Below are 26,758 nucleotides of genomic sequence, written 5' to 3'. Positions count from 1 at the left end.
TGCTCAAAACTAATTCTGTTGAGGGTTGACAACATTACCCATAAAAAGTAGCGTTTCTGTACTATCATCGCCGATGGCGCAGAAAAAAGGGCGATCGATGTTCATGTTAAAGGGTTGTTGAGGTATTGAAGTAATGCGGATACCAGTAGAGGTAACTCCCGCAGCTTCGGTCCCCTCTTCGTTAACCTCAATTACTGCCTTATGTTTGACCGTATTAATCGCTACAGCACTATCCGTCATGGCAGAAAAGTCTGCTTGAGCAAAATTAAATGCCTGCTGCATCCCCAAAGATGACAGGACATCTTTTAACTCTGTGTCATATTCCAGCTTAAACTTTGGCAGAGAAATATTGCCTGATTGCGATCGCATTTGTTTTAACCATTCTTGCCAATTAGCTAAATTTAACTGCTGATTGAATTGCTTTAAACTACTATTTTTTTGGGGTAGAAAAATATACATTCCTAGTTGACCCTGTTTGCCATAGGGTAGACGAATTGCTTGGAACTGCTCATTTTCATAGTAGCGATAGTCTCCTGTCTGACTCATCATGGCTACGGGTTTTGTTTGATTAGAATCCAGATAAAAAGGTTGTTCTGTAGTAGCGTTAGGATCGAACTTATTTGTCCAGTTTCCTTTAAAGTAGATCGCGTTGATTAAATAAAGAGCGTCTTCAGGAGAAATGGAATCAACAATCTCAGGAATTTGGTTGGCGGTTTTGCTAGCTACCCATTGATTGATCTTATTCTTAGCGGAGGGGTTGCTAAAGTCTAGGTTAGTTAATGATCCCTGATAAAAGTCTTGAGTAGTTTTAATAAACTGCTGTTTTAAACTAATATTTTGATTGACCCATAAAGAATTGGCGATCGCCAATTCTAGATCACCATCGGCACTGTTTAAAGTTTTAATTAACTCAGCGTAGCTAGCATTTACTGTTGCTGCGTCAAATTGCTCTAATCCCAGAACTTGGGTCATTTCTGCTTGAGTTGTTCTGCCCGTACCATTGCGTGTCATGGCAAGTGCGATCGCTATACTTTGAGGTGAAATAAATATATTTTGAGGCTGAGATTTTTGTGGTTGTAGTTGAGCAAATAAAGCAAAGCCAAAGTGATTATTGGCGTTTACTAACTGATTTAGCTGATCTGATTGGCTAACCATTAGCTTAGGTGCAGTAGCTGATTGATTAAGAGGACTAATCGAACTTGCTTCTTGCTTAGATACTAATACCGCCAAACCAAGTAGTAAAATAACAGCGAAAGTTCCCCAAAGAGTATTACGGTTCATGAGTAATTAGTTGTTAACAGTGCAGATTATAGTAGTTTAAGACGCGAAAAATATATTAAGTTGTTGAGGTAAAATACTAAATTCCTTGGCTATAGACATCAATCAAAACCCATGTTAGAAAAATTTTAGATAACCAAGATTTACAGATAACCTGTGTTATTTGTATTTATGGACTTAAACTGGAATAGCCTAAACTGTTTAAACTGTTCAAGTAATTTTAATTAAAAATTATATTAAGAGGTAATTGGCGTAAAATGAATTTTTTAGAAATTATTGACAAGGGTGGTATTTCTATGTATCCCCTGCTGCTTCTTTCAGTACTATCGATTGCAACCATCCTCGAACGGCTTTGGTTTTGGTCACGAGTCGTTTTCCAAGAGAAGAAAATTTTTAATCAAATCATGGAAGCTGCCGAACGTAACTGGAATTTAGTAGGTAAAATTGCTCAAGAACATATTAATCACCCTTTAGGAAATTTCGTTTATTCACCTTTTCGGCTATCCAACCCCGATCCAGACATGTTTCATCTCGCTCTAGAATCCGCTGCTGAAGAACAAGTAGCGAGGATGCGTAAGGGAGACAAAATATTAGAGGCAATTATTGCTCTTTCTCCTTTATTAGGATTATTTGGAACAGTTTGGGGTCTGATTCAAGCCTTAAGTTCTATTAAAATTAGTGACTTGGGTACAGCAGATTCTTCTGGAGTAACTTTGGGTATTGGTGAATCATTGATCTCTACGGCAGCAGGTTTATTAGTCGCCATTGTTAGTCTCAGTTTTTATCGAATGTTTCAGGCTTTTTGGGCAAATCAAGTGAGAATTTTGCGTCGCACTGGTAGTCGTCTCGAAGTTATGTATCGCGATCGCTGGTCACAATTAGAATCAGAAGAAGAACCTACTAGTATTGTCAGCAACGATCAATATTCCTTTGTCGAGATTAAACCACCTAAGCAGTGAACAAGTAATTAGTCCTAAAGGATCAGCTTCGCAAATAATCAGTAATTAATTACATGAGTCGTAAACGAAAGTACCAGCCTAAGCCAATTAAATCCATGAATCTGTGGCAGGATGACAGCCACCAAAGTGGAGCGCATATTGAAATCTTGCCTCTAATTGACGTTATTTTTTGTATTTTGATCTTTTTTGTCTTAGCTGCGGTTAATTTTTCTCGTCAACAAGCAATCAGCCTCGATTTGCCTCAAGCAAAAACTGGCACGCCACAGTTGCAAAATATTTTGATTGTAACTATTGATGATATTGGTCAGCTATACGTTGATAAGAATTTAGTTAGTCGCAGCGATTTGAAATGGGAAATTAAGAAATATCAACAGGCTAATCCTGATGGTTTGATGACTTTGTATGCCGCTAAAAACTCAACCTACAGAGAAGTGGTCGAAGTTTTAGATATTCTGCGGGAAGTGGGAGGCGATCGCGTGGCGTTGGCTACTCTACCAGAAGGTTCTCAACCAGCACAAGTTCCTGCAACTCCAGGAGTGAATCCTGCTCTACCTAGCGCTTTGCCTGGCTTGCCCAACAGCATCGATCCTTTTTCTAATTCTCCTAATCCTCCTAGTCCACCATTACCATAAATGGCATATTCTGTAGGGGCGAACAGCGACGCGAAGCTAATCCTTTAGGGCGTTCGCTCCTACAGCTCAGAAAATTAATGCTTAAGCGCCAGGGTTAAACCATCGGCGATCGCTAACATACAAATTTCTACTCGGTTGTCTTGATGGAGTTTTTGATTAAATTCCCGAATGGCAACCGTTCTTTTATCTGTATCATCAGGATCGACAACGCCACCAAACCAAAGAACATTGTCAATCGCCACTATTCCTCCAGGACGCAAGAGAGTTAAAGCCCGTTCATAATAGTTAGAGTAGTTAAGTTTATCAGCATCAATAAAGGCAAAGTCAAAACTGCCAGATTCACCATCGGCAATCAATTGATCGAGGGTGTCTAAAGCTGGTGCAAGACGTAGATCGACTTTATGGGCTACTCCTGCTAATTCCCAATAACGACGAGCAATTTTGGTACATTGGGGGTCGCGATCGCAAGCGATTACTGTTCCCGATTCAGGTAGCGCCAGCGCCACCACTAAAGAGCTATAGCCTGTAAACACACCAATATCCAAAGTTTTCTTAGCCCCCAGCAGCTTGACTAGCAATGCCATAAACTGCCCCTGATCGGCAGATATTTGCATAATGCTAGCGGAATGTTGGCTAGTTTCTTGACGTAATTTAGCCAGTACCTCGTGTTCTCTTAGGGATACGGAGAGTAAGTATTCATATAGTCGATTATCTACCCCAAAACTTTCTTTACTCATATTTTTTCTTGAGAACTACCAAGATTATCTGAGTTTTCATAGGTCTTCCATATATAAACAAGCCCGATTTCTACCTGTCGCTTTTGCTTGATATAGTCCCTTGTCTGCTAAAGCAATGAGTAATTCAGGAGTTGATTCTGAGGAAGGAATTAGGCTATGAACTCCTAAACTAATGGTGACATAGTTACTAACTATAGATTCTTGGTGGGTAACGTGCAGATTTTTGACGTTAACCGCAATTTTATTAGCAATTTTTAATGCTTGGAGCGCATCAATATTCGGTAAGATGATCCCAAATTCTTCACCACCATAACGAGCAACTAAACCAGGAATTGATTCCATGACGCATTCAATTGCTAAAGCTACCTGCTGTAAACAGTAGTCGCCGACAAGATGACCATAGGTATCATTATAAAGTTTGAAGTAATCAATATCGCAAAGAATTAGAGAGAGATCACTTTCTTGCTGGGAAAGCTCTTGCCACTTTTGAATTAAATAATCATTAAACCGACGACGATTAGCTACCTGGGTTAAACAATCCAGCACACTAAGCTGTTCTAATTCTCGATTAGCTAGACTAAGAGCGGCCTGTGCTTTTTGGCGATCGCAAATTTCATTATGTAGCTGAGATTCCACTAAATCGGCATGTTCGGTGGCATTTTCTAAGACAATTTCTAGATCGTTTTTTTCTAATTTAACTTCGTTTAATTCATGGCGCAGTTGTTCAATTTGAAATAATAGTTGTTCCCTGGCTAATTCATCATCCATTAAGGAGCGATAACCTGCCGATTCGAGTTTCAATGGTTTAGCTAAATCTGCTGCAATCAAATTTTCTAAAACCATTTTATCCAGAGGTTTAGACAGATAGTAACCCTGACCATATTCGCATTTAAGAGCCTTTAATCTAGTTAGCTGATTGACGGTTTCAATCCCTTCAGCAATCGTGTCCATCCCTAAATTACGCGCCAAGGTGACGATGGCTCTAACAATGCCTAATTTTTCAATATTATCACCAATACTATTAACAAAAGAACGATCAATTTTGAGGGTATCAAAGGGGAATTGATGTAAATAGCTTAATGATGAATAACCCGTACCAAAATCATCTAAAGAAAATTCAATCCCTGAAGCTTTAAGTTGCTTAAGAATAGCGATAGTTTGTTGTGTATCTTCAACTAAAGAACTTTCAGTAATCTCTAGTTTTAAATTATGAGGATTTAACTTAGTTTCTACTAAAATTTTCTCTACTTCAGCTACAAAATTTGGCATTGCCAACTGTTTACTAGCAATATTAACGCTTATCTTCCATTCACTTAAACCATTAAACTGCTGTTGCCAATTATACATTTGTAAGCAGGCTTCTTTTAAAACCCAAAATCCTAAAGGAATGATTAATCCTGTATCTTCTGCTAGGGGAATAAATTCTCCAGGAGAAACCAAACCTTTTTGGGGATGTTGCCAACGAACTAATACTTCAAATCCTTTGATTTTATTGCTAACTAAAGAAATAATTGGTTGGTAGTGCAGAATAAATTCTTCTCTTTTGATCGCACCTCTAAGGTCATTTTCTAACTGCAATAAAGTTAGAGCTTTACCTCGCATAGATTGACTAAAAATTTCATAAGGAAGTCTATTTTGTCTTTTAGCATTAGATAGAGCTAATTCTGCATCTCGGAGTAAATTTTCTGCTCGATTGTATTCGCGATCGCCCACCGCAATCCCAATATTAGCTTCAATAAAGACTTCATATCCCCCTAAATTAAAGGTTACTGATAGCTCATGATAGATCCTATTAGCAACATTAGTAGCATAGTTTAAATGTTCAACATTGCTTAATAAAATAACAAATTCATCATTACCCATGCGAGCAATAAAATCCTGCGTTCGCAAACAAATTTTGAGCCGTTGTGCGATCGCAATTAACAGGCGATCGCCAATAATTCTCCCCAAACTACTATTAATTACTTTAAAACGATTAACATCAACAAACAAAACCGCAAAATTATAGTCTGGTTTGCTCTGGCAAAATCTAATTTCTTGTTCAATATGCTCCAACAATAAATCATGATTAGGGAGTCCAGTTAAGCGGTCATAGCTAATAGTTTGATTAGCAGATTTTAAAGACAATGTTCCATTTTCATCAAGATGGTTAGGTTTAATTTTTGGCTCACGAATAGCTAAAGACTTATGTTGATTTAATTCTTGCCAAAATGTATCAGATTCCTTTTGCTGTTGCAGAATAACGGCTACTTGCAATTCAGATTCATCAGTCGCAGCTAGTTTCAAAGGAAGCTTTTGTAGCTTACAGACTATTGGTTGAGTCAACCCAGCTTGAACTTTATCTCGAATCCAATCTCCTAGTAAAGAAACATTAGAGCGATCGCGAAATATTTGTTCCGCTGCTTGATTTAAAAACAAACAGTTATTATGAGCGTCAAAAATAATTTTTGCCTCACGTAATTTGTTGATTGTGAGGCTAGACGAGGATAAAGTAGCTGCTTTTAACTGGGCTACTTTTCCTACTTTGAACTGCATTTCGTAAAACATCTAATCAACTATAACTATTAGCTAACGCTTATTTTATATTTTGGCAACCCAATTAAATTCAAAGACATTGCTGGACTGAAAGTAAAATAAAATCACACTAAAATATCTATTCTAATTTAATTGTCTATTATTCATAAGCTAGAACTTAAAAGTTAAATTGCTAAACGACGGTGACTCGGATTAAAATCTAGTACCGTCTTCGCTTAAATAAAGCTAATTGTCAACATTTTGGATAAGATCTGGGCAATATAGGTAAATAACAATCTTGCATCCCCATTTGAGCTTTAGTCAGGCTGACATTTATTTTATGCTTACCGACAGTAAATCACACTTATCTCGGCTATTCCAACTTCGCCAAGAATTAAGCCTAGCGATCAACAGGATTATTGGCTATAGCGACATGATCATCGCCGCCATTGCCGAAAATAAACATCAAGATGTGACTTATCTTCAGGAACTAGAGCAAATTCGCGCCTCTGGCAGAGAATTATTGACTTCAGTTAACATTGTGCTTGATCCCGCTATTTTAACTGGAGATTGGCAGAGTTTACAGGCAATGATTAATAATCCTCAATTAAAGAGTCAGTGGGAGAAAACAACTCAATTGGTAATTGCTCGGTGTCAGCAATTGATTCCACAAGTAGACCAAAATTTTATGCTGGAGATAGAGCAGATTAATCGTGCAGCTAACCTACTTTTACAGGAGATCTCAGGACTAATAGAGGTTGTTGCTTCAGAAGAGTTTTTCGAGGATATTGTTCTAGATATCGATACCAATCCCCTGCTAGACAACTTTTCTTTGGCTGACCATCAATTAGCCAAAGCTAGCAAAGGTCAGATGATTTTGGTAGTTGATGACAGCGCCATGAATCGAGAAATATTAGCTCAACAGGTTCAGGCTGAAGGTTACCAGGCTGCAACAGCACAAGATGGTAAGCAAGCCATCGAGATGATTCAAACAGGAGCTTTCGATCTGATTCTGCTGGATATTATCATGCCCGAAATAGATGGTTATCAGGTTTTAAAATGGATTCGTAATAGTCCTTGGAAACATATTCCCACCATTATGATTTCAGCGCTAGAGCAAATCGATAGCGTCGTTAAATGTATCGAAATGGGAGCTGAAGACTACTTAACCAAACCTTTTAACTCCATATTATTAAAAGCTAGGCTGGGAGCTTGTTTAGAACAAAAAAAATGGCGAGACTTAGAATCAATCTACGTACAGCAGTTAGCTCAAGCTAATCAAAAAATTAGTCAGTTTAATAATTGCTTGCAGGTAGAAAATACTCGTCTTAGTAGTGAGTTGGAAGTCAATCAAAAACTGCAAAAAATGTTGTTACCCAAGGAAAAAGAGCTACAGCAGATCGAGGCGCTAGAAATTGCGGGATTTAGCGAAGCTGCTGCTGAAATTGGCGGAGACTACTATGATGTGGTGCAGCATCAAGGCAGAATTATTATTGGTATTGGTGATGTTTCAGGACATGGTTTAGAAAGTGGTGTCTTGATGTTGATGGTGCAGACGGCAATTCGCACTCTGATTGAAAATAATGAAACCGATCCCAAACGTTTATTTGAGGTACTTAATCGCACAATTTATAAAAATGTACAGCGTTTAAACTCTGATAAAAATATTTCTTTATCTCTAGTCGATTATTACGAAGGTGTTCTCAGTATTAGCGGTCAACACGAAGAAATTCTGCTGAGCCGCCAAGGCAAGATCGAAAGAATTGATACGGTGGATTTAGGATTTCCCCTTGGTTTAGCAGAAAGTATTGCCGATTTTGTCTTTGAAACAAAAATTCCCCTGGGCAAATCAGACGTAGCCATACTATATACCGATGGTATCACGGAGGCGGAAAACTCTCAGGGAATCCATTATGGTTTAGAACAATTATCTGCTGTAGTGCAGCAAAATTGGCAACAATCAGCCCAAGATATTCGCCAGGCGGTAATTCAGGATTTGCGATCGCATATTGGCATTGAGCAAGTTTACGATGATATTACCCTAGTGGTTTTGAAACGAAAATAAGATCAATAACTAGTTTCTATGAATACCAGCAACTTTGCTTTTGAGCAAATCATGGGGGACTTTCGGCAAAATTTGCCTCCTAGTACAGAATATTTGATTCTCAGCTTTTCTCCTGGTTCGATTCCTCTACAGCAGCGATGGCGCAATAACTGTCTGTCAGCAGATTTTTTAGCCAATTACCTCAGTACTTTTTTTTTGGGTGAGAACGATCAACAGCCAGATCTTGCCAAGCAAGACGAGGTCAAAAGTGCAGTGAGCTACATCGCCAATGAATTGTTAGAAAACGGCATGAAGTACTGTATTAAAGCAGCTTCTTTTCCCATCAGCATTCAAATTCAGCTAATTCCTAATATTATTATTTTACAGCTGAAAAATAGCATTACTATTAAGCAAACCAAGCATTTTCAGCAACAAATTAACAAACTGCTGGATGGCAATCCCAGTGAAATGTATCTGGCGCAATTAGAACACAATGCCCTCGAAGAAAACCAGAAATTCTCAAACTTGGGTTTGCTAACTATGCTTCACGACTATGATGCTAGGATTGGCTGGCATTTTGAGCCATTAGTCAATCATTCTTATGCCATCAACGTGACAACTATGGTACAGCTATTAATTTGATTTAGATGGTTTCGAGGTTAAGATAGCTGAACCTTGAAAAATTGCTTTTTTTGACTATAGCTAAAGCTAATTTTGAGACACCACTGATTGAGTCACTACGGCCAAAACTTTTTTAGAGACGATTTATGGAGATAAGAAGTAAAAACTACAGCGTCATCTACGATCAAACATCCCACCAAATTACTTTTGACGGTTCTCTAAGACTCAACGGTAGTGGCGAATATGCTTTAATTTCTGAGCTACTCAATAAAGTTGCTCAACAAGAACCTCAGCAAATCGTTTTAGATCTAACCCAACTCAATTTTCTCAATAGTTCGGGGATCAGCATTCTATCCAGATTCGTAATTAATGTGCGCAAGCGCCAAAATATTCAAATGATGATCATTGGCGCTAAAAAAAATCCTTGGCAGAGTAAGTCACTCAAGAACTTACAACGGCTAATGCCTTCATTGCAATTAGAATTGCACTAAAGGCATTAGCTAGTCACTCGTTTACCCTTGTTTGGTGGCAGCTTAACGTTAGTCGCCAGTCCTAAAAAAGATAAAGTTTTAATCATCATCCAAGTTAGGTCAATTTCCCACCACTCTAGACCATGACGAGCAGAATATTGAAAAGCATGATGATTATTATGCCAACCTTCACCAAAAGTAAGCAGTGCTACCCACCAACAGTTGAGGGATGTGTCGTCAGATTCATAGCTTTTATAGCCAAATTTATGAGTTGCGCTATTGACAAACCAAGTACAGTGAAACACCACTACCAGCCTGACAAAAACGCCCCAAATTACCCAGGGTAGACCGCCAAAATAATATAAACTTCCCGCTAAAACAAGCTGGATAGGAATCATACCATGCTGACAAAATTGATAAAAGCGATCGCCTGAAATATCCTTGGTATAACGAGCAATTTTCTCGTTAGCAGGGTTTTGACAAAGCATCCAGCCGAGATGACTCCAAAAAAAGCCTTTCAAAGAATTATGGGGATCGGATTCTAAATCGGAATATTGATGATGAATCCGATGCAGTCCAATCCAATCCAAAGGGCCTCCTTGACCAGCTAAAGTGCCACAAAAAATCAAACAATACTCCAGTAGTTGAGGAACTTGATAGCTACGATGAGCGACGAGACGATGGAATCCCAGAGTAATACCCACTCCTGCGGTAATTACGTATAGGATAAACGCTACCCCCAACGCACCCCAGCTAAAATTGCTGGGCAATATCGCAAATAAAGCTACAAAATGAATTATAGCCAGGTAAATAATTGTTCCCCAAGCAGGAGGAATATTTTTGGATGTCACAATTGTCATTTATAAACCTAAATCTCAACTCTATATAATTATTGATGGTGTAATTTAATACATCATCTAACCAGTAGCACCTGCAACACAACAGAAATAAATGCTGTTGGTTTTTATGCTCAAAATACTCAGTCAGGAAATTCGTTTCAGATTAATAATTAGAATGTGTCCCTACCAAGATAAACTGCAAAAGCATGACTCAATAGATGACGGAAGATTAATCTCAGCACTCCATTAAAAATCATGAAAAGCGATCGCCTGCTGTTAGAAGCAGAAAAAGCACTAATACCGATTTTTTCGAAAATTGACGCTCAGGTCAAGCAAAATCTCAAAAAAGTTTTAATTGCTTTGCGCGATCATCGCTTGGGAGTGCAGCATTTTGCTAGCGTTAGTGGCTATGGACATAACGATTTGGGACGGGAAACCTTAGATCGAGTTTTTGCTCAAGTCATGGAGGCGGAAGCGGCTGCGGTACGGGTACAGTTCGTTTCAGGAACTCAGGCGATCGCCTGTGGTTTATATGGCGTATTGCGACCAGGGGATGAGATGTTAGCCGTGGCTGGCGCACCCTACGACACTCTAGAGGAAGTAATTGGCTTACGAGGTCAGCATCAGGGGTCTTTAAAAGACTGGCAAATTGATTATCGTCAGCTTGAATTGACCGAACAAGGCACAATTGACTGGTCGGGGTTGAATACCGCCGTTACCAAGAAGACTCGTCTAGTGTTAATCCAGAGATCTTGCGGTTATTCCTGGCGACAAAGTTTATCAATTTCAGAGATCCAAAGAATTGTTGAGTCCGTTAAACAGCAAAATCCAAATACGGTTTGTTTTGTCGATAACTGCTATGGCGAATTTGTCTCTGACCTTGAACCAACAGCAGTTGGAGTAGATTTAATGGCGGGTTCTTTGATTAAGAATCCTGGGGGAACAATTGTGACGGCAGGGGGATACATTGCGGGGAAAAAAGAATTAGTTGAAATGGCAGCCTGTCGCTTAACCGCACCTGGAATTGGCAGCAGTGGTGGCGCAACTTTTGACCAAAATCGTCTGCTGTTTCAGGGATTGTTTCTCGCACCCCAAATGGTCGGAGAAGCTATTAAGGGAAGTCATCTCATCGCCTATGTTTTTGAACAGCTAGGCTATCGGGTTAATCCTTTACCGCTAGAACCCCGTCGCGATCTGATTCAGGCAGTACAGCTAGGATCAGCCGAGAAGCTGATTGCTTTTTGTCGGGCGATTCAACAACATTCTCCCGTCGATTCCTATGTTGAACCCATTCCTGGAGAAATGCCTGGATATGCCAGTCAATTAGTGATGGCAGGAGGCACATTTATTGACGGTAGTACCTCCGAATTCTCTGCCGATGGCCCTTTGCGAGAACCCTATATTGTCTTCTGTCAGGGGGGAACTCACTGGACACATATTGCGATCGCTCTTGAAGCAGCAATTACAGCAGTTTTCAACTGAAATGATCTATTTTTTCAATCAAACCGTTGACTGCGGATAGTTATCAATGCTAACTGCAAATTAGGAAATGGGCATTCTATCAGTAATTATGAATCTTTAGTTGGTGTTTCTATGCCTTTTAAACTTCGTCGAAGTTACTTGTTGCTGTTTGTAGCAATAGTTGGGTTGTCGATGAGTTTCTTGCCTAATAAGCTTGTTGCGGTTTTTGCGACAGTCCCCACCGAGCAACAGATAGTAGCAACTAAAAGTGCTGCCCAACTTGAAACTCAGGGAAAATATTTTTATTCAATCTCTCAATTTAAACAGGCAGCAGATTTGTGGCAGCAGGCAATAGAAATATATGACCCACAAGATTCTTTAGGTCGTGCCAGGGTTATGAGCCATTTAGCACTAGCTCAAAGCCAGTTGAATAATTGGTCACAGGCAACTGCAAATATTAACGCAAGTTTAAAGTTACTGCATAATGACCCTAACTTAAGCGAAACTAAAAAAGTTCGGGCGATAGCACAGGTATTAAACAATCAAGGGATTTTACAGCTAAGTCAGGGAGAAGCAGAACAAGCGATCGCAACTTGGCAACAAGCTCAGACAAATTATCAGCAGGTTGGAGATGAATCAGGTGTAATTCGCACTTCAATTAATCAGGCAAGTGCTTTTAAACAGTTGGGATTATATCGACGCGCCCTGAACAGTCTAACCGAGGTATCAAACGTTTTAGAACAACAGTCTGACTCCGAACTTAAGGTAGCAGGACTAAGAAGCTATGGCGATATCCTGCGACTAGTAGGAGAAATCAAGGGAGCGCGAGAAGTTTTAAGATCGAGCTTAACTATTGCCACTCGTTTAGATTCTACGGACGAACAGAGCAAAATTTTACTATTACTGGGCAATACTTACAAAACTCATCAGCCTGAAAAAGCTTTAAAGCTTTTTCAGCAAGGATTAGCAACTTGTCAACAGCAAGATAATTGCTGGCAGACTGATTTACCTCTTCAGATTTATCTTGCTCAATTAAATACTAGGTCAAGCGTTCCCCGTCTTCCTGGGCAGCAAAGTTGGGCTTTAGTTACTCAAATTAAGGCAGAGTTGGCTAGATTAACAGTTAATCGAACTAATATTGACCGTCGCCTCAATTTTGCTCATAGTTGGCTTGAACTGGTTCAACTAACTTACAACTGGGGGCTCAAGCAGAGTCAGGTAGCAGACATTGAGCAATTTTTAGCAGCAACAATCGAGCAAGCCAAGACAATCTCCTATCCCCAGGCTCAGTCTTATGGTTTAGGATTGCGAGGACAAATTAGAGAAAAATTAACAGATTGGTCAAACGCCCAGCAGTATACTCAAGCAGCTCTAATTCTCGCTCAAGGTATTAATGCGCCCGAAGTAAGCTATCTTTGGCAATGGCAGCTAGGCAGAATTAATCAGGCTTTAGGCGAGTCCGATCAGGCGATCGCTAATTATACTCAGGCAGTAGAATTACTTAAGTCTTTGAGTCGCGATTTAGTCGCGATCAACCCTGATGTACAGTCTTCTTTTCGCAATAGTGTCGAACCTGTTTATCGAGGGCTAGTTAGCTTATTACTAGAAAGTGATGCAGGAGAAACTATTGCTCAGTCAAGTCTAGAAAAAGCTCGAAAAGTGATGGAATCTCTCCAGCTTGCGGAACTGAATCACTTTTTTCGCGAAGCCTGTTTAGACGCTCAAGAGATTGATATTGATCGTTTAGATCCCCACGCAGCAGTAATTTATCCCATTATTTTAAGCGATCGCCTAGAAGTTATTCTCAGTTTACCAAATCAACCCCTCCAACACTACAGCCAGAAAATCTCGCAAGCACAGCTTGAGCAAGTTATTGAACAGTTTCGTCACCATCTAGTCATTCGTAGTCGGCGTAATTTTTCTCGTTCAGCACAAAAACTATACGACTTAGTGATTCGTCCTGCTGTTGATGGTTTAAGCAAAAATTCGATCAAAACTTTAGTCATTATTCCCGATGGTGCATTCGCCAACATTCCTTTTAGCGCCCTGTTTGACGGTCAACATTATCTGATTGAAGACTATAGCATTGCCCTGACTCCAGGACTACAGTTACTTAATCCTCGTTCCTTAACACAAGTAAAGCTCAAAACTCTCATTGCGGGTTTGACCGAGAAAGTTGATGATTTTGCGGGATTAGAATATGTCACCTCAGAGCTTAAGGAGATTGCATCGCGAATTGATAGTCGAGTTTTAGTCAATCAAGACTTCACTAGTGAAGCACTCAAACAAGAAATTCAATACTCAGATTATCCTCTTATCCATATTGCTACCCACGGACAGTTTAGTTCTTCCCTAGAAGATACTTTTCTCCTGGCTTGGGATGAGCGGATTAACATCAACGAGTTAGACAGTATCCTCAAGGCTAGGAGTGGCGATTTAACCAAAGCGATCGAGTTACTAGTCTTAAGCGCCTGTGAAACAGCAACGGGGGATAATCGAGCAGCACTAGGAATGGCGGGAATGGCAGTTAGGGCAGGAGCAAAAAGCACTTTGGCTACTCTCTGGTCAGTTAATGACCAAGCTACTGCTAAACTTATGAGTAGTTTTTATCAGGAATTATTAGCTCAAGTACCTAAAGCTGAAGCAGTACGACAAGCTCAGCTAAAGCTATTACACAGTCGCTGGTATAAACACCCGTTTTACTGGGCACCTTATGTGCTGTTGGGCAATTGGCTTTAACAAATTCAATAGCTATAGATAATCAATAATATAATGCTTATTTTTTTGCTGTCATACGTATAGATTTAGCAAAACTACGTAAGGACAATAAATAAGTGAACGAACCAATCAAATTGTCTTTGGAACAAGAATTTCATCTCCGTTCCTTTGCCGACGGTGTTGAGAACATGACTCGTGAACAAGCCCTAGAATATCTGATTTACCTTTATGGACAGATGATGATCAAGGAGACTCACTATAAAGCCCTGTTGGCTAAAGTATGGTTTGGAAATACTTTACCTGGGCATACCGACAAAAATACAACTTAAGTAGGTAAGTGTAATTAAATATACAATAGTTTGGGCAGGGGTGTAGGGAAAAGGTTAGCTACCTGGGTTTTAGAAATTAATCTGCTTCCTTGCTTAACTAAACTATGCTAATGAAAGTTAATTACATCTGAGCAATTGCGCCTCTTGCCATATCGGCGATCGCTTTGATCGATCTAAACTAAAGCTTCGATATATATAGAAGTGGTTTTTGGCTCGGGAATTTCATAGCCTTCTAGTTTCAAGCCTTCAAGATGAAACTGAATTGCTTCTTCCATATTGGCAGTGACTTCTTCAATTGTTGATCCCGTAGATACACATCCTGCTAGATCTGGAGAGTAGGCAGAATAACCAGTACCTGTCTTTTCAATCAATGTTAAATATTTCATTGTTTTAAACCTGCTTGCTTCAGAATACTATTTAACGTTCCAGAAGCTAGTTCATCACTTAATTTACCTGGAATTGTCACTAAACCCATTTTAATTTGATGTTTGTATTGGCGATGACTACCTTTGGTTCTAGCTAAATACCAGCCATCTTGTTCAACTAGCTTAATTATCTCTTTTACTTTCATTAACTACACATTAATTACATTTGAGCAATTGCGCCTCTTGCCATATCGGCGATCGCTCGATCTGTAGCTTTGGGCAAATGATAATAAGTGCCACCAGCTTGTTTAGCTAGTTCTTTGGCAAAACCAGTGGACACAAAACGGCTTTCGGTATCAATTACGAGTAATTTCATGCCCATCCCTCGCACTTTGCCTGCAATATTTAGCAGTTCTTCTTTGATGTTGGGCTTTTCTGCTCCTTCTTCGGGGACTTCTCCTAACGAACGGGACAAAGGAATATTACCTCGTCCATCGGTAATAGCAACGATTACTACCTGTCCGATATCTCCCGACATTTGGGCATTGATACCCACGTTTACCGCCTGGGTTAAACCATGGGATAAAGGCGAACCGCCACCACAGGGCAAAGATTCTAATCTGCCTTTTGCCATCGTAATCGAACGGGTAGGTGGGAGCAATACTTCGGCACGTTCCCCACGGAAGGGAATCAAAGAGATTTGATCGCGATTTTCGTAGGCTTCGGTTAACAAGCGCATCACTGCACCTTTAGCTGACTGCATTCTGTTTAAAGCCATCGAACCAGAAGCATCCACGACAAATATAATTAACGACCCAGCTTTCCGCGCCATCCGTTTGGAACGTAGATCGCTCTGTTCAATAATTACATTTCTGCCAGGGTTACGCTCCCGTCGTGCCTTTTGATAGGGGGCAGCATTACGCAGAGTAGCATCGATCGCAATCCGTTTGACCTTTCCTTTGGGAATCATTGGTTTGATATAGCGTCCGCGATCATCGGAAAAGATTAAATTTCGCGCCCCTGATTTCCCCTGTCGCTGCATAGTTTGAGCAAAGGTTAACACTTCGGGATCTAACACAACTCCTTCAATATCAAAGATAAACTCATCGGGAATTGCTGGTGGCTCTTGTTCTTGCTCCTGTTCTTCCTGTTCGTTTTCTGTCTCGTCTTCATCCTGATCTTGATTTGATTCGTCCTCTAGCTGCTGCTGTGGTGGCGGTGGTGGTGGTTGAGGCGCGTCTTCTGGGGGAACTTCAATAGTGGTGGCACGGGGGATAATGACTAGCTCTACTGCTTTACGTAAATCATCCGCAGTCACGTGATCTCGTCCGTCTAGAGCAGCACAGGCTTTAGCTACCCTGACAGCAAACAGTTCGGCACGATGTCCTTCAACTGTTCCTCTGACTGCTTCCTGTACCAAATACATAATCTGATCGTGGCTTATTTTGACTTCCTTGAGCCATTCCCGCGCCAGAATAATATCGGTCTTCAGACTATCGATATCTCCTTCATAAGCTGTGATAAAGTCTTTAGGGGAATTAGTAAAATCAATTACTTGGTTTACCGCTTCAACTCGCTGTTCGAGGGATAAGACAGTATCGGCAGAAAGAGCGATCGCAATGCGATCTAGTAAATGCTCCCGCAATCCCCCTTCTTCAGGATTATAGGTAGCAATCAAAATTGGTTTACAAGGATGCTGGAAGCTAATGCCTTCTCGTTCAATGACATTGCGTCCATCAGCTAAAACCGTTAAGAGCTGATTGGCAATTTGATCGTCCAAGAGATTAATTTCATCGATATATAAAACTCCTTGATGCGCCTGGGCTAGTAATCCTGGCTGAAATATTGGCTCACCTTGTTTAACCGATTCTTCCACATCCACCGAACCCAATAGCCGATCTTCTGTTACCCCTAAAGGTATCTGCACAAAAGGAGCAGACACAATTTGTGTAGGAATATCTTCTGTAGCAGTATTGCCGTATTTAACTGCGGTATCATCATCCCAGTTTCCAGGCTGATTAGGGTCACAATTGTAGAGAGAACCCTGAATAATTTCAATCGGTGGCAAAAGATTATAGATCGCCCGTGCCATAACCGATTTAGCCGTTCCACGACGACCAGCGATCGCGACACCTCCCAATTCTGGATCGACTGCCGATAGTAATAAAGCCAGCTTAATCGATTCTTGACCAATAACGGCAGTGAGAGGAAAGTTAAAATTTCTGGGGGCAGTAGTTACAGCAGCCATGCGATCGCCTTATATTTCTTGTGGGTAATAAAACCTAGATTTTTAACTTTAATCTATTTGGGGGATCAAACTCAAAGCAATACCTCGGGACAAAGTGGTAAATCTGCTGGCATAGAGATCACATAATCTACATTTCTTAAATTCTATATCCTTACCTCTTTAGGACTACCTGTCTATGCTAATGCCGTTGAGATGATGAATTTTGCCAACAAAAAACTGCAACAGTTACGCTAGTTTTGCCAGTTTTGCCAGATTAGATATACTCAGTAAATGTTAAATAATCATAACCATCGGGGTGCTAATTTCTGCTTGGGGATTAGTTTGCTGGTTGCCTTCTATTACGGATTTTGCTTTTATTATTTTGTTTTTAATCAAGAATATATCGTCCAAGATGATGCTAGACAGCACGTGGTTTGGCTACAAAGATTTGTTGATGCTGATTTATTTCGCAATGATTTAATTGCTAATTACTTTTCTAGTCTTGCTCCAATTGGATTTAAATTTTTATACTTATTCGCTGCAAAACTTGGAATTGAGCCAATTCTATTCGCCAAGCTCTTACCGCCAGTGTTAGCTGGCTTTACTACTATTTATATATACTGGTTTACGCTGCAAATATTTTCTCTACCTTTGGCTGGGTTTATTAGCAGCTTATTAATCAACCAATTAATTTGGCTCAATGATGATTTGGTTTCAGCTACCCCTAGAGCTTTTATTTATCCATTATTAGCTGCTTTCTTATATTATCTATCTCTAAATTCTCTTATTCCCTGTTTAATTTTATTGTTACTACAGGGAATATTTTATCCTCATATTATCTTAATCGAGATGGTAATACTTAGTCTTAGATTAATCGTCTTTCAAAGTAAGAAAAATAGAAATAATATAATTAGCTTCACCAATCAAAAAAAGTATTATATCTGGTGGATTATCGGATTTATGGTGACAGCGATCGCTCTTTACCCGCTGACCCAAAAACCCGCACAATTAGCAACAACTGTTACTGCTCTACAAATGCAGCAAATGCCAGAATTTAACTTAGGAGGAAGAAGTCCTTTTTTTGGTGTAGGCTTCCTTAAATATTGGTTGGCTGGTTCTAGTGGTTTAACTCTACCATTGTTTCCGACGATAGTTTGGAGTGGATTAATATTACCTTGGGTATTAAATAAAAAAATACCAATCTCTAAGCTAACTACTAAAAATATCAATATCTTAATTCAAGTAACAATAGCATCGTTGCTAATGTTTTTTTTGGCACATTTACTATTGCCAAAACTACATCTACCTAGCCGTTATACATATCACACAATTCAGTTTGTCTTGGCGATCTCATCAGGTATTGTCTTGACTATTTATCTAAACTCAAGTTGGCAATGGTTGAAGAATAAACAGCAATTCAATTTATTAGCAAAAACTAAAATAACCTTAATTACTTTATTTGCCTTAACGGTAGTTATTTTTCCTGCTATTCCCTATATTTCAATTAATTGGTTTCAAGATTGGCGAGTGGGTACAGCCAAGGAAATATATCAATATTTAGCCCAACAGCCGAAAGATATCCTCGTAGCATCCTTAAGTATAGAAGTTAATAATATACCAGCTTTTTCCCAGCGATCTATTTTAGTCGGTGATGAGTTTGCCCTGGCATATCATCCTGCTTATTATGAGCAAATAAAACAAAGAACGGTTGATTTATTGCAGGCTCAATATAGTCATGAGCTAAAAAATATTCAGTCTTTTATTCAGCAATATCATGTAAATTACTTACTGCTTGATCACGATGCTTTTACTACCCAATACTTACTCAATAAAAATTGGTTAATTAATAGTTCCTGGTCAAAGCAAACCCAACAAGCGATCGCGCAATTAAAGTCAAAATATCCCCCTGCACTAATCAAGATAATTCCGTCTTGTTTAGCTGTATCCACCGATACTCTAAAGCTATTAAAAGGCTCTTGTCTTTTAGAGCAGCAGCCAAACCAATCCCAACTTGAAGTTAAGTAATTGATCGAGTGACTAGATAGGGTTTTGAAGAGTGACAATAATCACTTCTCATTGATGGTGTCAATTTTATACTGGCTTTATATAAAAAAAGAAAACTTAATAAAACTTAATTATCAACCCTTAAACACCATGAAGAATCAATTATCTTACATCTTACTAGCCCTAACTATTTTTAGTCTAAATACCTTGCCTGCACAGGCATCTCAGAAAACAAATAATGATAGTCAAGCAAAAAAACAGTCGGTTGTAACTTCCAATCAATGGTGTTTTGAGCTACCTCAGATGGGTTTGTTTTGTTACGAACTTTAAATTTAAATTATTGTAATTATTGAACAAGGCGATCGCAAAGTATAAATATATCAATGCGATCGCCTTTTCCCTGTTAATTTAGTTTAACTTTCAATAATCTCTTAATTGATCAGCAGCTAATATTTCAACTATCTAGCAAAATCGCTCCACAAGCTAGCTTCATGTGGAATAACCAAATTATAATCTTCAGAAACTGCATTTTGGTTTTGAGTTTGCTCTAAAGCAGCGCGAGAAGCAGTATAGCCAACCACAAAAGTAATTAGAGCTACTAAAGGAATCGCGATCAATGCATAGGAGGCAGATAAATTTCCCCTTGATGTAGGTGACTGCATCTGTTACAACCTCGACAATAGTAAATTAGTTACTATTATCCCCAAAAAATTGTAACAATAGCTACTTTTTGGATTTTTTAATATTTGAGCTTTTAATTAAATTTTAATTAAAACTTTTACCATTACTAACGTTAATTGATTCAAGAACCTGCTCTGACAGAGAAAAAGGCAGATTTTGGTAGTGAGAAACCATACCATGGCTCATTCCAGCGACTAAACCTAAAATTGAAGCAATTACGAGTGATGCGTGGTTATTCATGCTGCATGATGTTGGAGAATTACACCCATGCTGTCATTGATTTTTTCAACTGTTGGTAGCGAAACTTACCAAAACTCAACAAAAGGCAATTCTAAATGCGATTTTTACATCAATAATATTTACAAACTGCAACTAATCGCGGTGTCGATTCGAGCAATCGACCAAGATATTTCTTGGTTAGCAAACATGGGGGTAACAGTGCCATACATAGAGGGTACTTTGAATGGAGTGGCAACTAAAGTTACTGATTTTTGTGGTGGTTGGATGCCATAAATACGTTGAGCATGATCGGAAACAAAAGCCTGCAAATTAGCGATCGCCTGATGTCGGTCAAATAACTCTACTAAAGCCTGTAAGGCGATCGGCGCAGTAAAGATCCCCGCAGCACAACCACAAGCTTCTTTTTTGTCGAGGGGATGAGGTGCAGAGTCACTACCAAACATCAGTTTAGGATGAGCCTTAATGGCAGCATCAAGTAGCGCAGCACGATCTTCTGGACGCTTAGGGATTGGTTTACAGAATAAATGTGGTCGAAGCAAGCCCCCTGCTAGGTCATCTAAAGTAATAATTAGATGATGCAAAGTTACAGTGGCGTAAATATTCTCATATCGATCCAACAGAGATATCGCCTCGGCTGTAGTGATATGCTCCATGATAATTTTTAATTGAGGAAACTTCTGCGCCAAATGCTCAAAAATTGGCAAGAATAGCTTTTCTCGATCCATCACAAAGCCATGAGTTTCTCCATGGACTAATAAAGGAATTTCTAACTCTTCAAGATACTTAATCGTAGCCTCGGCGTGATTTAAGGCTGCAACCCCATTTTCACTATTGGTAGTTACTCCCGCAGGATAAAGCTTGACTCCTAAAATATATGGCTTTAACTGTTCTAACTCTTGATAAGTATAGTTTTTAAAAAATACTGTCATGTAAGGCTCAAACACATCCTGACCAACATTAGTTTTAATCTCTTGCAGATATCCTGTTAAACGCTCTAAATTATCCACTACTGGCACTAAATTAGGCATAATTACCCCTCCTGCAAAAGCATGGGAGGTCAAAGGAATTACCGTTTGCGCCATTGCACCCTCGCGAAAATGCAGATGCATATCCAATGGTGAATTGATCACTACTTGCTTAGTTTGATTGGTCATTATTTTGATTCCTGTACAAATTAGGCACTAGCTTAATCTCACTGACTTTTAACTTGAGCTATATAATCAATAAATACCAGAAATAAGCAGTGTTTGCTCACCGTAATAAATGTCAGCTCAAGTAGTTACTATATTGTCTGCTGAAGAAATTCGTCGTACGATCAACCGTTTAGCTTCTCAAATTGTCGAAAAATCGGCAGATTTATCGCAAACTATTTTGTTAGGCATTCATACCAAGGGTGTACCTTTAGCTCATTTATTAGCTAAACAAATGGAGATTTTGGAAAACACATCTGTTGCCGTAGGTGCGATCGATGTTACTTTCTATCGTGACGATTTAGATAAAATTCGGACTCGCATTCCTGCTCAAACCAAAATTCCTATGGATTTGACAGATAAAACTGTAGTGTTAGTAGATGATGTAATCTACAAAGGTCGTACTATCCGTGCTGCTCTGAATGCCGTCACAGAGTATGGTAGACCAGAATTAATTAGGTTAGCAGTACTAGTTGATAGAGGACATCGAGAACTCCCCATACATCCTGACTTTATTGGTAAAAAATTGCCGACAGCTTCAGAAGAAAAGGTCAAAGTATACTTAAACGATCTCGACGGTAAAGATGCAGTGGAATTAATTAAAGATTAGATGTAGCTTATTTAATCAATGTAATATCTGGGTTATATTTGTCATACAAAAATATTATTTTGCCAAGTTATGACTTATCGCCTTAGAATTGCTGACTTGCCCGTCAGTGAGAGGCCTCGTGAAAGATTGATGGCGGTAGGAGCAAAGAATCTTTCTGAAGCAGAACTGATTGCTATTTTAATTAGTACAGGGCAAACTAAAGGAAACTTATCAGCAATTGGTTTAGCCCAACATATACTACAGGAATTAGGTAAATACAGACGCGCACCTTTAGATGTGTTGAGGGATGTTAATCCTCGCGAGTTGATGAGAATTCCTGGGATTGGCCCTGCTAAGGCGGCTACTATCATTGCAGCAGTGGAATTAGGTAAACGCGCCTTTATCTTTAAACCACATGAACGAGTGGCGATCGATAATCCTGCATCCGCAGCAGCAGTATTGAGTAGTGACTTAATGTGGCAAAATCAGGAGCATTTTGCGATCTTAATGCTGGATGTAAAAAACTATCTACTAGCTACCAAAATTTTAACCATTGGTACGGCTACGGAAACCTTAATACATCCTCGCGAAATTTTTAGAGAAACTGTACGGCAAGGAGCAACTAAATTAATAGTTGCTCATAATCACCCATCAGGAAGTTTAGATCCTTCTGCCGAAGACATTTATTTAACCGAACAATTGTTGCAGGGTTCACAGTGTTTAGATATCCCGCTGCTAGATCACATCATCTTAGGTAATGGCAATCATCAAAGTCTTAGACAAGGCACGGATTTATGGGAGCGTTTTCCTCAAGGAGAGTAAGTTAAAAGAAAAGGTGGGGAAGAAAGCCCGTTCGCCTCTACGAAATAACATCGTCAAAGTTATAAGTAGTCGTGTAAAATTAATTTCCTAGTTGAAATTGGGTAAAGGGAAAGGGGGAAAGGGAAAAGGTGAATAATAATGTGTAATTAATTTTGTTTAGGCACTTAGGTTAATCGCCTGAAGTAATTGGTGATTTTGTTCATCAGTCCCCACAGTAATGCGTAGCTTATCTGATAATCCTGGCAATTGGAAATAGCGAACTAAGATATTTTTTTCTTTTAAAGATTGGTAAATCTTTGCTGCTTGCTGATTAGGTGGGGTGACTAACAAGAAGTTCCCCTGAGAATCTTGGACTTCAAAACCGATTTGTCTAAGATCTATTGCTAGTTTACTGCGCGATCGCTTTACTTTTTCGACACAGTTATTTTTATATGCTTGATCCTTCATCGCAGCCGCGCCAATTAGGATCGCCAGAGCATCAACGTTATAACTATCTTTAACTTTAAATAGATTTGAAAGCAGCTGGGGATTAGCAATGCCAAAACCCAAACGTAAACCAGCGAGAGAATAACCCTTAGATAGGGTACGTAAAATAATTACGTTTTCAAATTCTTGAGCCAGAGACAAAGCCGAATAATCGGCAAAATCAACATAAGCTTCGTCAATAGCTAGAATCCCCGACACTCTACTAGCCAACTGCCGTAAATCTTTGAGAGATACAATGTGACCAGAAGGACTATTAGGAGTAGCAATTAAAGTAACCGCACCTCCGGCGGCAGCTAATTCCACAATAGGTAGTTGATAATCCTGAGGATAAGCAACTTCTACTACCTCCGCCGCCTGTAATGATGCTAGGGTACGGTAAAGAACGTAAGACGGTGTTGGATAGACCACTTTACGCTCTTTTCCCTCGGCACAGGCGCGAATCAAAATATTTAGTAGATCGTCGCTACCGTTGCTGACAATTATCCAATCAGCAGGTACATCTAAAGCTTCACTAATAGCCTTGCAGAAATCTCGCGAATAAGGATCGGGATAGCGTCTTAACCACTCACTATCTAGGCTGCGTAACACTTCTAATGCTTGAGGTGATGGGGGATAAGGATTTTCATTGGTATTGAGTTTAATAATTGGTGTTCCTGGCTTCGGCTGTTCTCCAGGGATATAGCCTTGTATTGTGGCGATCGCAGGACGAAAATAGTTCATGTCGATTAATGAGCAATATATTTATAGTATATTGTTTGTTTTTCCATAGTTCTCAAGCATAGTGATTGCTTTTCAGGGTGAGGCTCAATAGCACTAGAAAAGTGTAAAAATAAATAAATACGCAAACTGCATTTATCTAAACTACTATGGCAGATCTCCCATACCTCAGCGGTAGCGAAATCCGCGACAAATTTTTAAAATTCTACGAAGCTAAACAGCACAAAATATTACCTAGCGCCTCTTTAATCCCCGAAGATCCCACAGTAATGTTGACTATTGCAGGAATGCTGCCGTTTAAGCCGATCTTTTTGGGACAGCGCAGAGCATCCTCTCCCCGCGCTGCTAGTTCTCAAAAGTGTATCCGCACCAACGATATTGAGAATGTGGGACGTACCGCCAGACATCATACCTTTTTTGAGATGTTGGGGAACTTTAGCTTTGGAGATTATTTTAAAGAAGAAGCGATCGCCTGGGCTTGGGAACTTTCGACACAAGTTTATGGTTTACCAGCAGAGCGCATTGTGCCTAGTGTATTTGAAGAGGATGATGAAGCTTTTGCAATTTGGCGCGATCAGATTGGCATTGCTGAAAATCGTATTCAGCGCATGGGCAAGAAAGATAATTTTTGGCAATCGGGGATAACTGGTCCTTGTGGTCCTTGTTCGGAGTTATATTACGATTTTCATCCTGAATTGGGGGATGAACAGATTGATTTGGAAGACGACAGCAGATTTATCGAGTTTTATAACTTGGTATTTATGCAGTACAACCGAGATCTAGAGGGAGATCTTACGCCGTTAGAAAATAAAAATATTGATACAGGTTTGGGTTTAGAAAGGATGGCGCAAATCCTCCAGCAAGTACCCAATAACTTTGAAACCGATTTAATTCTGCCGATTATTAAGATGGCAGCGGAAATTGCCGCCATAAATTACAATCAAGCCGACGAGAAAACAAAAACTTCTCTCAAGGTAATTGGCGATCATGTTAGAGCAGTAGTTCACTTAATTGCCGATGGGGTAACAGCATCAAATACTGATCGCGGTTATATATTACGTCGTTTGATTCGTCGAGTAATTCGTCACGGTAGATTAATTGGCATTGAGGGTAATTTTATTACTCAGGTGGCTCAAACAGCGATCGCTCTTGCTGAATCTGCGTATCCGACTGTTAGAGAACGAGAAGATTTTATTAAAAATCAGTTACAGCGGGAAGAAACACAATTCCTGAAAACCTTAGCTAGAGGAGAGAAGCTCTTAGCAGAGATTATTGCTAAAACCGCCAACCTTTCTCAACCAAAAATTTCAGGCAAGGATGCCTTTGAACTTTATGATACTTATGGCTTTCCTTTAGAATTAACTCAAGAAATTGCTGAAGAACAAGGATTAACTATCGATCTCGAAAATTTTGAGCGAGAAATGGAGGAGCAAAAAACTCGTTCCCAGGATTCCCATGAGGCTATCGATCTGATGACTCAAAATGCACTTGGTGAAATAGTCAAAAGCAGTGATGAGACTAGTTTCTTAGGCTATACCCAACTAGCTATCCAGTCTCAGATTATGGGTATTGTGGTTAGTAATGATGATGGTGAGAGTAGGGACATTTCGCGAAACGCCCTGACCCGAAACACCCCTGAGGCTGCTGCTGGCGATCGCGTACAGATTATTCTCGACCAAACACCCTTTTATGGGGAGTCTGGGGGGCAAATTGGCGATCGCGGATATCTTTCTGGCGATGATGTCTTAATCCGCATTGAAGATGTGCAAAAACAAGGTAACATCTTAATTCATAAAGGTAAGGTAGAACGAGGTACTGTCAAGGTAGGAGATGTCGTTAACGCCACTATAGATCGCGCTTGCCGTCGTCGAGTACAGGCAAACCATACCGCCACCCATTTATTACAAGCTGCATTAAAAAAAGTGGTTGATGACTCTGTGTCTCAAGCAGGTTCGTTAGTAAACTTTGATCGCCTACGATTTGACTTTAATTCTCCTCGTGCTTTAACTGCTGATGATATACAACAGGTAGAAGAATTAGTTAATACCTGGATTTCTGAAGCACATGAAGCTGATGTTAATGTAATGCCCATCGCCGAGGCTAAAGCAAAAGGTGCAACAGCGATGTTCGGCGAAAAATATGGGGATGAAGTGAGGGTAATTGATTTTCCTGGAGTGTCAATGGAACTTTGTGGTGGCACTCACGTTACCAATACTGCGGAAATTGGCGTGTTTAAAATTATCTCTGAAACGGGTATTGCTTCAGGAGTCAGAAGAATCGAAGCTGTAGCAGGGGCAGCTATTTTAGATTATCTTAACCTGCGAGACAAAGTAGTCAAGGAATTAAGCAGTACTTTTAAAATCAAACCTGAAGAAATTAGCGATCGCGTTAACAGTCTGCAAAACGAATTAAAGGCTACTCAAAAAGAATTAGAAGCAGCAAAACAAGAACTGGCATTAGCAAAATCAGATAGTAAACTATCTCAGGCTCAAAGCGTGGGTGAATATAAGATTTTAGTAGCAAATATGGGAGACATGGATGCGAAATCCCTCCAGTCTGCTGCTGAAAGACTACAACAAAAATTAGGCGAAGCTGCGGTAGTGATTGCTTCAATTCCCGAACCAGGGAAAGTTAGCTTAGTTGCTGCTTTTAGTCAAAAAGTAATCAAAGAGAAACAATTACAGGCAGGTAAATTCATCGGTGCGATCTCTAAAATCTGCGGTGGTGGAGGTGGTGGTAGACCAAATTTGGCACAGGCTGGTGCGAGAGATGCCAGTAAATTAGACGAGGCTTTAGCTACTGCCAAACAACAGTTAATTGAGGGTTTAGGTTAGA

24 protein-coding genes are annotated in these 26,758 nt (G+C 39.7%); 13 read left to right on the top strand and 11 right to left on the bottom strand.

From position 1 onward, the window contains the following. Positions 1-9: 9 nt before the first annotated feature. Positions 10-1,281: a serpin family protein gene (locus tag C7B62_RS01945; RefSeq protein ID WP_106232924.1), complete on the bottom strand. Its 1,272-nt coding sequence runs from the start codon at positions 1,279-1,281 to the stop codon at positions 10-12. Positions 1,282-1,535: 254 nt separating this feature from the next. Here C7B62_RS01945 and C7B62_RS01940 point away from each other — a divergent pair, with 254 nt between their 5' ends. Both C7B62_RS01940 and C7B62_RS01935 read left to right on the top strand, forming a co-directional pair. Next, the gene (locus C7B62_RS01940; protein WP_106232923.1) at positions 1,536-2,237 is read left to right on the top strand and encodes a MotA/TolQ/ExbB proton channel family protein; all 702 of its coding nucleotides are present in this window, start codon (positions 1,536-1,538) and stop codon (positions 2,235-2,237) included. Positions 2,238-2,290: 53 nt separating this feature from the next. Then, the gene (locus C7B62_RS01935) at positions 2,291-2,869 is read left to right on the top strand and encodes a biopolymer transporter ExbD (protein WP_233219769.1); all 579 of its coding nucleotides are present in this window, start codon (positions 2,291-2,293) and stop codon (positions 2,867-2,869) included. Between the two features lie 74 nt (positions 2,870-2,943). On the opposite strand, the gene C7B62_RS01930 is transcribed toward C7B62_RS01935, so the two are convergent. Both C7B62_RS01930 and C7B62_RS01925 read right to left on the bottom strand, forming a co-directional pair. Then, complete coding sequence (locus C7B62_RS01930) at positions 2,944-3,606, bottom strand: class I SAM-dependent methyltransferase (RefSeq protein WP_106232921.1); 663 nt, start codon at positions 3,604-3,606, stop codon at positions 2,944-2,946. A 36-nt stretch (positions 3,607-3,642) separates the two neighbouring features. Next, positions 3,643-6,141 carry a diguanylate cyclase domain-containing protein gene (locus C7B62_RS01925; RefSeq protein ID WP_233219767.1) on the bottom strand — a complete coding sequence of 833 codons (2,499 nt, stop codon included), beginning with the start codon at positions 6,139-6,141 and terminating at the stop codon, positions 3,643-3,645. Between the two features lie 319 nt (positions 6,142-6,460). Here C7B62_RS01925 and C7B62_RS01920 point away from each other — a divergent pair, with 319 nt between their 5' ends. The 3 genes from C7B62_RS01920 to C7B62_RS01910 all read left to right on the top strand — a co-directional run bounded on the left by C7B62_RS01920 (position 6,461) and on the right by C7B62_RS01910 (position 9,276). Next, a complete protein-coding gene (locus tag C7B62_RS01920) occupies positions 6,461-8,185 on the top strand; it encodes a SpoIIE family protein phosphatase (protein WP_106232919.1) in 1,725 nt (574 codons plus the stop codon). An 18-nt stretch (positions 8,186-8,203) separates the two neighbouring features. Beyond that, positions 8,204-8,806 carry an ATP-binding protein gene (locus C7B62_RS01915; RefSeq protein ID WP_106232918.1) on the top strand — a complete coding sequence of 201 codons (603 nt, stop codon included), beginning with the start codon at positions 8,204-8,206 and terminating at the stop codon, positions 8,804-8,806. Positions 8,807-8,931: 125 nt separating this feature from the next. Further along, positions 8,932-9,276, top strand: a complete 345-nt coding sequence (locus tag C7B62_RS01910; protein ID WP_106232917.1) for an STAS domain-containing protein — start codon at positions 8,932-8,934, stop codon at positions 9,274-9,276. A gap of 5 nt (positions 9,277-9,281) precedes the next feature. On the opposite strand, the gene C7B62_RS01905 is transcribed toward C7B62_RS01910, so the two are convergent. Then, the gene (locus C7B62_RS01905) at positions 9,282-10,115 is read right to left on the bottom strand and encodes a fatty acid desaturase (protein WP_106232916.1); all 834 of its coding nucleotides are present in this window, start codon (positions 10,113-10,115) and stop codon (positions 9,282-9,284) included. Between the two features lie 234 nt (positions 10,116-10,349). Here C7B62_RS01905 and C7B62_RS01900 point away from each other — a divergent pair, with 234 nt between their 5' ends. The 3 genes from C7B62_RS01900 to C7B62_RS01890 all read left to right on the top strand — a co-directional run bounded on the left by C7B62_RS01900 (position 10,350) and on the right by C7B62_RS01890 (position 14,602). After that, the gene (locus tag C7B62_RS01900) at positions 10,350-11,576 is read left to right on the top strand and encodes a methionine gamma-lyase family protein (protein WP_106232915.1); all 1,227 of its coding nucleotides are present in this window, start codon (positions 10,350-10,352) and stop codon (positions 11,574-11,576) included. Positions 11,577-11,687: 111 nt separating this feature from the next. After that, positions 11,688-14,294 carry a CHAT domain-containing protein gene (locus C7B62_RS01895; RefSeq protein ID WP_106232914.1) on the top strand — a complete coding sequence of 869 codons (2,607 nt, stop codon included), beginning with the start codon at positions 11,688-11,690 and terminating at the stop codon, positions 14,292-14,294. Between the two features lie 95 nt (positions 14,295-14,389). Further along, positions 14,390-14,602 (top strand): NblA/ycf18 family protein, encoded by a 213-nt coding sequence (locus tag C7B62_RS01890; RefSeq protein WP_106232913.1) that lies wholly within the window; start codon positions 14,390-14,392, stop codon positions 14,600-14,602. A 173-nt stretch (positions 14,603-14,775) separates the two neighbouring features. Here C7B62_RS01890 and C7B62_RS01885 read toward each other — a convergent pair whose 3' ends face one another. The 3 genes from C7B62_RS01885 to bchD are packed head-to-tail and all read right to left on the bottom strand — an operon-like array spanning position 14,776 to position 17,215. Further along, positions 14,776-14,988, bottom strand: a complete 213-nt coding sequence (locus tag C7B62_RS01885) for a type II toxin-antitoxin system HicB family antitoxin (RefSeq protein ID WP_106232912.1) — start codon at positions 14,986-14,988, stop codon at positions 14,776-14,778. Then, positions 14,985-15,173, bottom strand: coding sequence for a type II toxin-antitoxin system HicA family toxin (locus C7B62_RS01880; RefSeq protein ID WP_106232911.1), 189 nt, complete (start codon positions 15,171-15,173; stop codon positions 14,985-14,987). Before C7B62_RS01880 ends, C7B62_RS01885 begins: the two co-directional genes overlap by 4 nt. Positions 15,174-15,187: 14 nt before the next feature. Next, the gene (gene bchD / locus C7B62_RS01875; RefSeq protein ID WP_106232910.1) at positions 15,188-17,215 is read right to left on the bottom strand and encodes a magnesium chelatase ATPase subunit D; all 2,028 of its coding nucleotides are present in this window, start codon (positions 17,213-17,215) and stop codon (positions 15,188-15,190) included. A gap of 270 nt (positions 17,216-17,485) precedes the next feature. Here bchD and C7B62_RS01870 point away from each other — a divergent pair, with 270 nt between their 5' ends. Further along, positions 17,486-19,219 carry a hypothetical protein gene (locus C7B62_RS01870; RefSeq protein ID WP_106232909.1) on the top strand — a complete coding sequence of 578 codons (1,734 nt, stop codon included), beginning with the start codon at positions 17,486-17,488 and terminating at the stop codon, positions 19,217-19,219. Between the two features lie 129 nt (positions 19,220-19,348). After that, positions 19,349-19,528, top strand: a complete 180-nt coding sequence (locus C7B62_RS01865) for a hypothetical protein (RefSeq protein ID WP_106232908.1) — start codon at positions 19,349-19,351, stop codon at positions 19,526-19,528. A gap of 128 nt (positions 19,529-19,656) precedes the next feature. Here the strand turns inward: C7B62_RS01865 and C7B62_RS01860 are convergent, their stop codons facing one another. From C7B62_RS01860 to pyrC, 3 genes are all read right to left on the bottom strand, one after another. Next, a complete protein-coding gene (locus C7B62_RS01860; RefSeq protein WP_106232907.1) occupies positions 19,657-19,860 on the bottom strand; it encodes a hypothetical protein in 204 nt (67 codons plus the stop codon). Positions 19,861-19,963: 103 nt separating this feature from the next. Then, complete coding sequence (locus C7B62_RS26000; protein ID WP_199194027.1) at positions 19,964-20,119, bottom strand: hypothetical protein; 156 nt, start codon at positions 20,117-20,119, stop codon at positions 19,964-19,966. A 119-nt stretch (positions 20,120-20,238) separates the two neighbouring features. Then, the gene (gene pyrC / locus C7B62_RS01855) at positions 20,239-21,273 is read right to left on the bottom strand and encodes a dihydroorotase (RefSeq protein WP_106232906.1); all 1,035 of its coding nucleotides are present in this window, start codon (positions 21,271-21,273) and stop codon (positions 20,239-20,241) included. A 109-nt stretch (positions 21,274-21,382) separates the two neighbouring features. Here pyrC and pyrR point away from each other — a divergent pair, with 109 nt between their 5' ends. Beyond that, positions 21,383-21,919 carry a bifunctional pyr operon transcriptional regulator/uracil phosphoribosyltransferase PyrR gene (pyrR, locus tag C7B62_RS01850; protein WP_106232905.1) on the top strand — a complete coding sequence of 179 codons (537 nt, stop codon included), beginning with the start codon at positions 21,383-21,385 and terminating at the stop codon, positions 21,917-21,919. Positions 21,920-21,988: 69 nt separating this feature from the next. Beyond that, positions 21,989-22,720: a DNA repair protein RadC gene (radC, locus tag C7B62_RS01845; protein ID WP_106232904.1), complete on the top strand. Its 732-nt coding sequence runs from the start codon at positions 21,989-21,991 to the stop codon at positions 22,718-22,720. 156 nt (positions 22,721-22,876) lie between these two features. Here radC and hisC read toward each other — a convergent pair whose 3' ends face one another. Continuing rightward, positions 22,877-23,926 (bottom strand): histidinol-phosphate transaminase, encoded by a 1,050-nt coding sequence (gene hisC / locus C7B62_RS01840; RefSeq protein ID WP_106232903.1) that lies wholly within the window; start codon positions 23,924-23,926, stop codon positions 22,877-22,879. 146 nt (positions 23,927-24,072) lie between these two features. Between hisC and alaS the strand changes: the two genes are divergently transcribed. Beyond that, entirely contained in the window at positions 24,073-26,757 is a 2,685-nt protein-coding gene (alaS, locus tag C7B62_RS01835) for an alanine--tRNA ligase (RefSeq protein WP_106232902.1), read from the top strand. The last annotated feature ends 1 nt before the right edge of the window (position 26,758 follow it).

It is taken from the genome of Pleurocapsa sp. CCALA 161 (assembly GCF_003003995.1).
Taxonomy (GTDB): Bacteria; Cyanobacteriota; Cyanobacteriia; order Cyanobacteriales; family Xenococcaceae; genus Waterburya.
The sequence above is the reverse complement of the archived record's forward strand: the minus strand, read 5'-3'. Positions and strand labels throughout refer to the sequence as shown.

Bases quoted from the DNA above. Each gene is read 5' to 3' on its own strand.
- C7B62_RS01945 (WP_106232924.1), bottom strand. From the start codon at position 1,281: ATGAACCGTAATACTCTTTGGGGAACTTTCGCTGTTATTTTACTACTT.
- C7B62_RS01940 (WP_106232923.1), top strand. From the start codon at position 1,536: ATGAATTTTTTAGAAATTATTGACAAGGGTGGTATTTCTATGTATCCC.
- C7B62_RS01935 (WP_233219769.1), top strand. From the start codon at position 2,291: ATGAGTCGTAAACGAAAGTACCAGCCTAAGCCAATTAAATCCATGAAT.
- C7B62_RS01930 (WP_106232921.1), bottom strand. From the start codon at position 3,606: ATGAGTAAAGAAAGTTTTGGGGTAGATAATCGACTATATGAATACTTA.
- C7B62_RS01925 (WP_233219767.1), bottom strand. From the start codon at position 6,141: ATGCAGTTCAAAGTAGGAAAAGTAGCCCAGTTAAAAGCAGCTACTTTA.
- C7B62_RS01920 (WP_106232919.1), top strand. From the start codon at position 6,461: ATGCTTACCGACAGTAAATCACACTTATCTCGGCTATTCCAACTTCGC.
- C7B62_RS01915 (WP_106232918.1), top strand. From the start codon at position 8,204: ATGAATACCAGCAACTTTGCTTTTGAGCAAATCATGGGGGACTTTCGG.
- C7B62_RS01910 (WP_106232917.1), top strand. From the start codon at position 8,932: ATGGAGATAAGAAGTAAAAACTACAGCGTCATCTACGATCAAACATCC.
- C7B62_RS01905 (WP_106232916.1), bottom strand. From the start codon at position 10,115: ATGACAATTGTGACATCCAAAAATATTCCTCCTGCTTGGGGAACAATT.
- C7B62_RS01900 (WP_106232915.1), top strand. From the start codon at position 10,350: ATGAAAAGCGATCGCCTGCTGTTAGAAGCAGAAAAAGCACTAATACCG.
- C7B62_RS01895 (WP_106232914.1), top strand. From the start codon at position 11,688: ATGCCTTTTAAACTTCGTCGAAGTTACTTGTTGCTGTTTGTAGCAATA.
- C7B62_RS01885 (WP_106232912.1), bottom strand. From the start codon at position 14,988: ATGAAATATTTAACATTGATTGAAAAGACAGGTACTGGTTATTCTGCC.
- C7B62_RS01880 (WP_106232911.1), bottom strand. From the start codon at position 15,173: ATGAAAGTAAAAGAGATAATTAAGCTAGTTGAACAAGATGGCTGGTAT.
- bchD (WP_106232910.1), bottom strand. From the start codon at position 17,215: ATGGCTGCTGTAACTACTGCCCCCAGAAATTTTAACTTTCCTCTCACT.
- C7B62_RS01870 (WP_106232909.1), top strand. From the start codon at position 17,486: ATGTTAAATAATCATAACCATCGGGGTGCTAATTTCTGCTTGGGGATT.
- C7B62_RS01865 (WP_106232908.1), top strand. From the start codon at position 19,349: ATGAAGAATCAATTATCTTACATCTTACTAGCCCTAACTATTTTTAGT.
- C7B62_RS01860 (WP_106232907.1), bottom strand. From the start codon at position 19,860: ATGCAGTCACCTACATCAAGGGGAAATTTATCTGCCTCCTATGCATTG.
- C7B62_RS26000 (WP_199194027.1), bottom strand. From the start codon at position 20,119: ATGAATAACCACGCATCACTCGTAATTGCTTCAATTTTAGGTTTAGTC.
- pyrC (WP_106232906.1), bottom strand. From the start codon at position 21,273: ATGACCAATCAAACTAAGCAAGTAGTGATCAATTCACCATTGGATATG.
- pyrR (WP_106232905.1), top strand. From the start codon at position 21,383: ATGTCAGCTCAAGTAGTTACTATATTGTCTGCTGAAGAAATTCGTCGT.
- radC (WP_106232904.1), top strand. From the start codon at position 21,989: ATGACTTATCGCCTTAGAATTGCTGACTTGCCCGTCAGTGAGAGGCCT.
- hisC (WP_106232903.1), bottom strand. From the start codon at position 23,926: ATGAACTATTTTCGTCCTGCGATCGCCACAATACAAGGCTATATCCCT.
- alaS (WP_106232902.1), top strand. From the start codon at position 24,073: ATGGCAGATCTCCCATACCTCAGCGGTAGCGAAATCCGCGACAAATTT.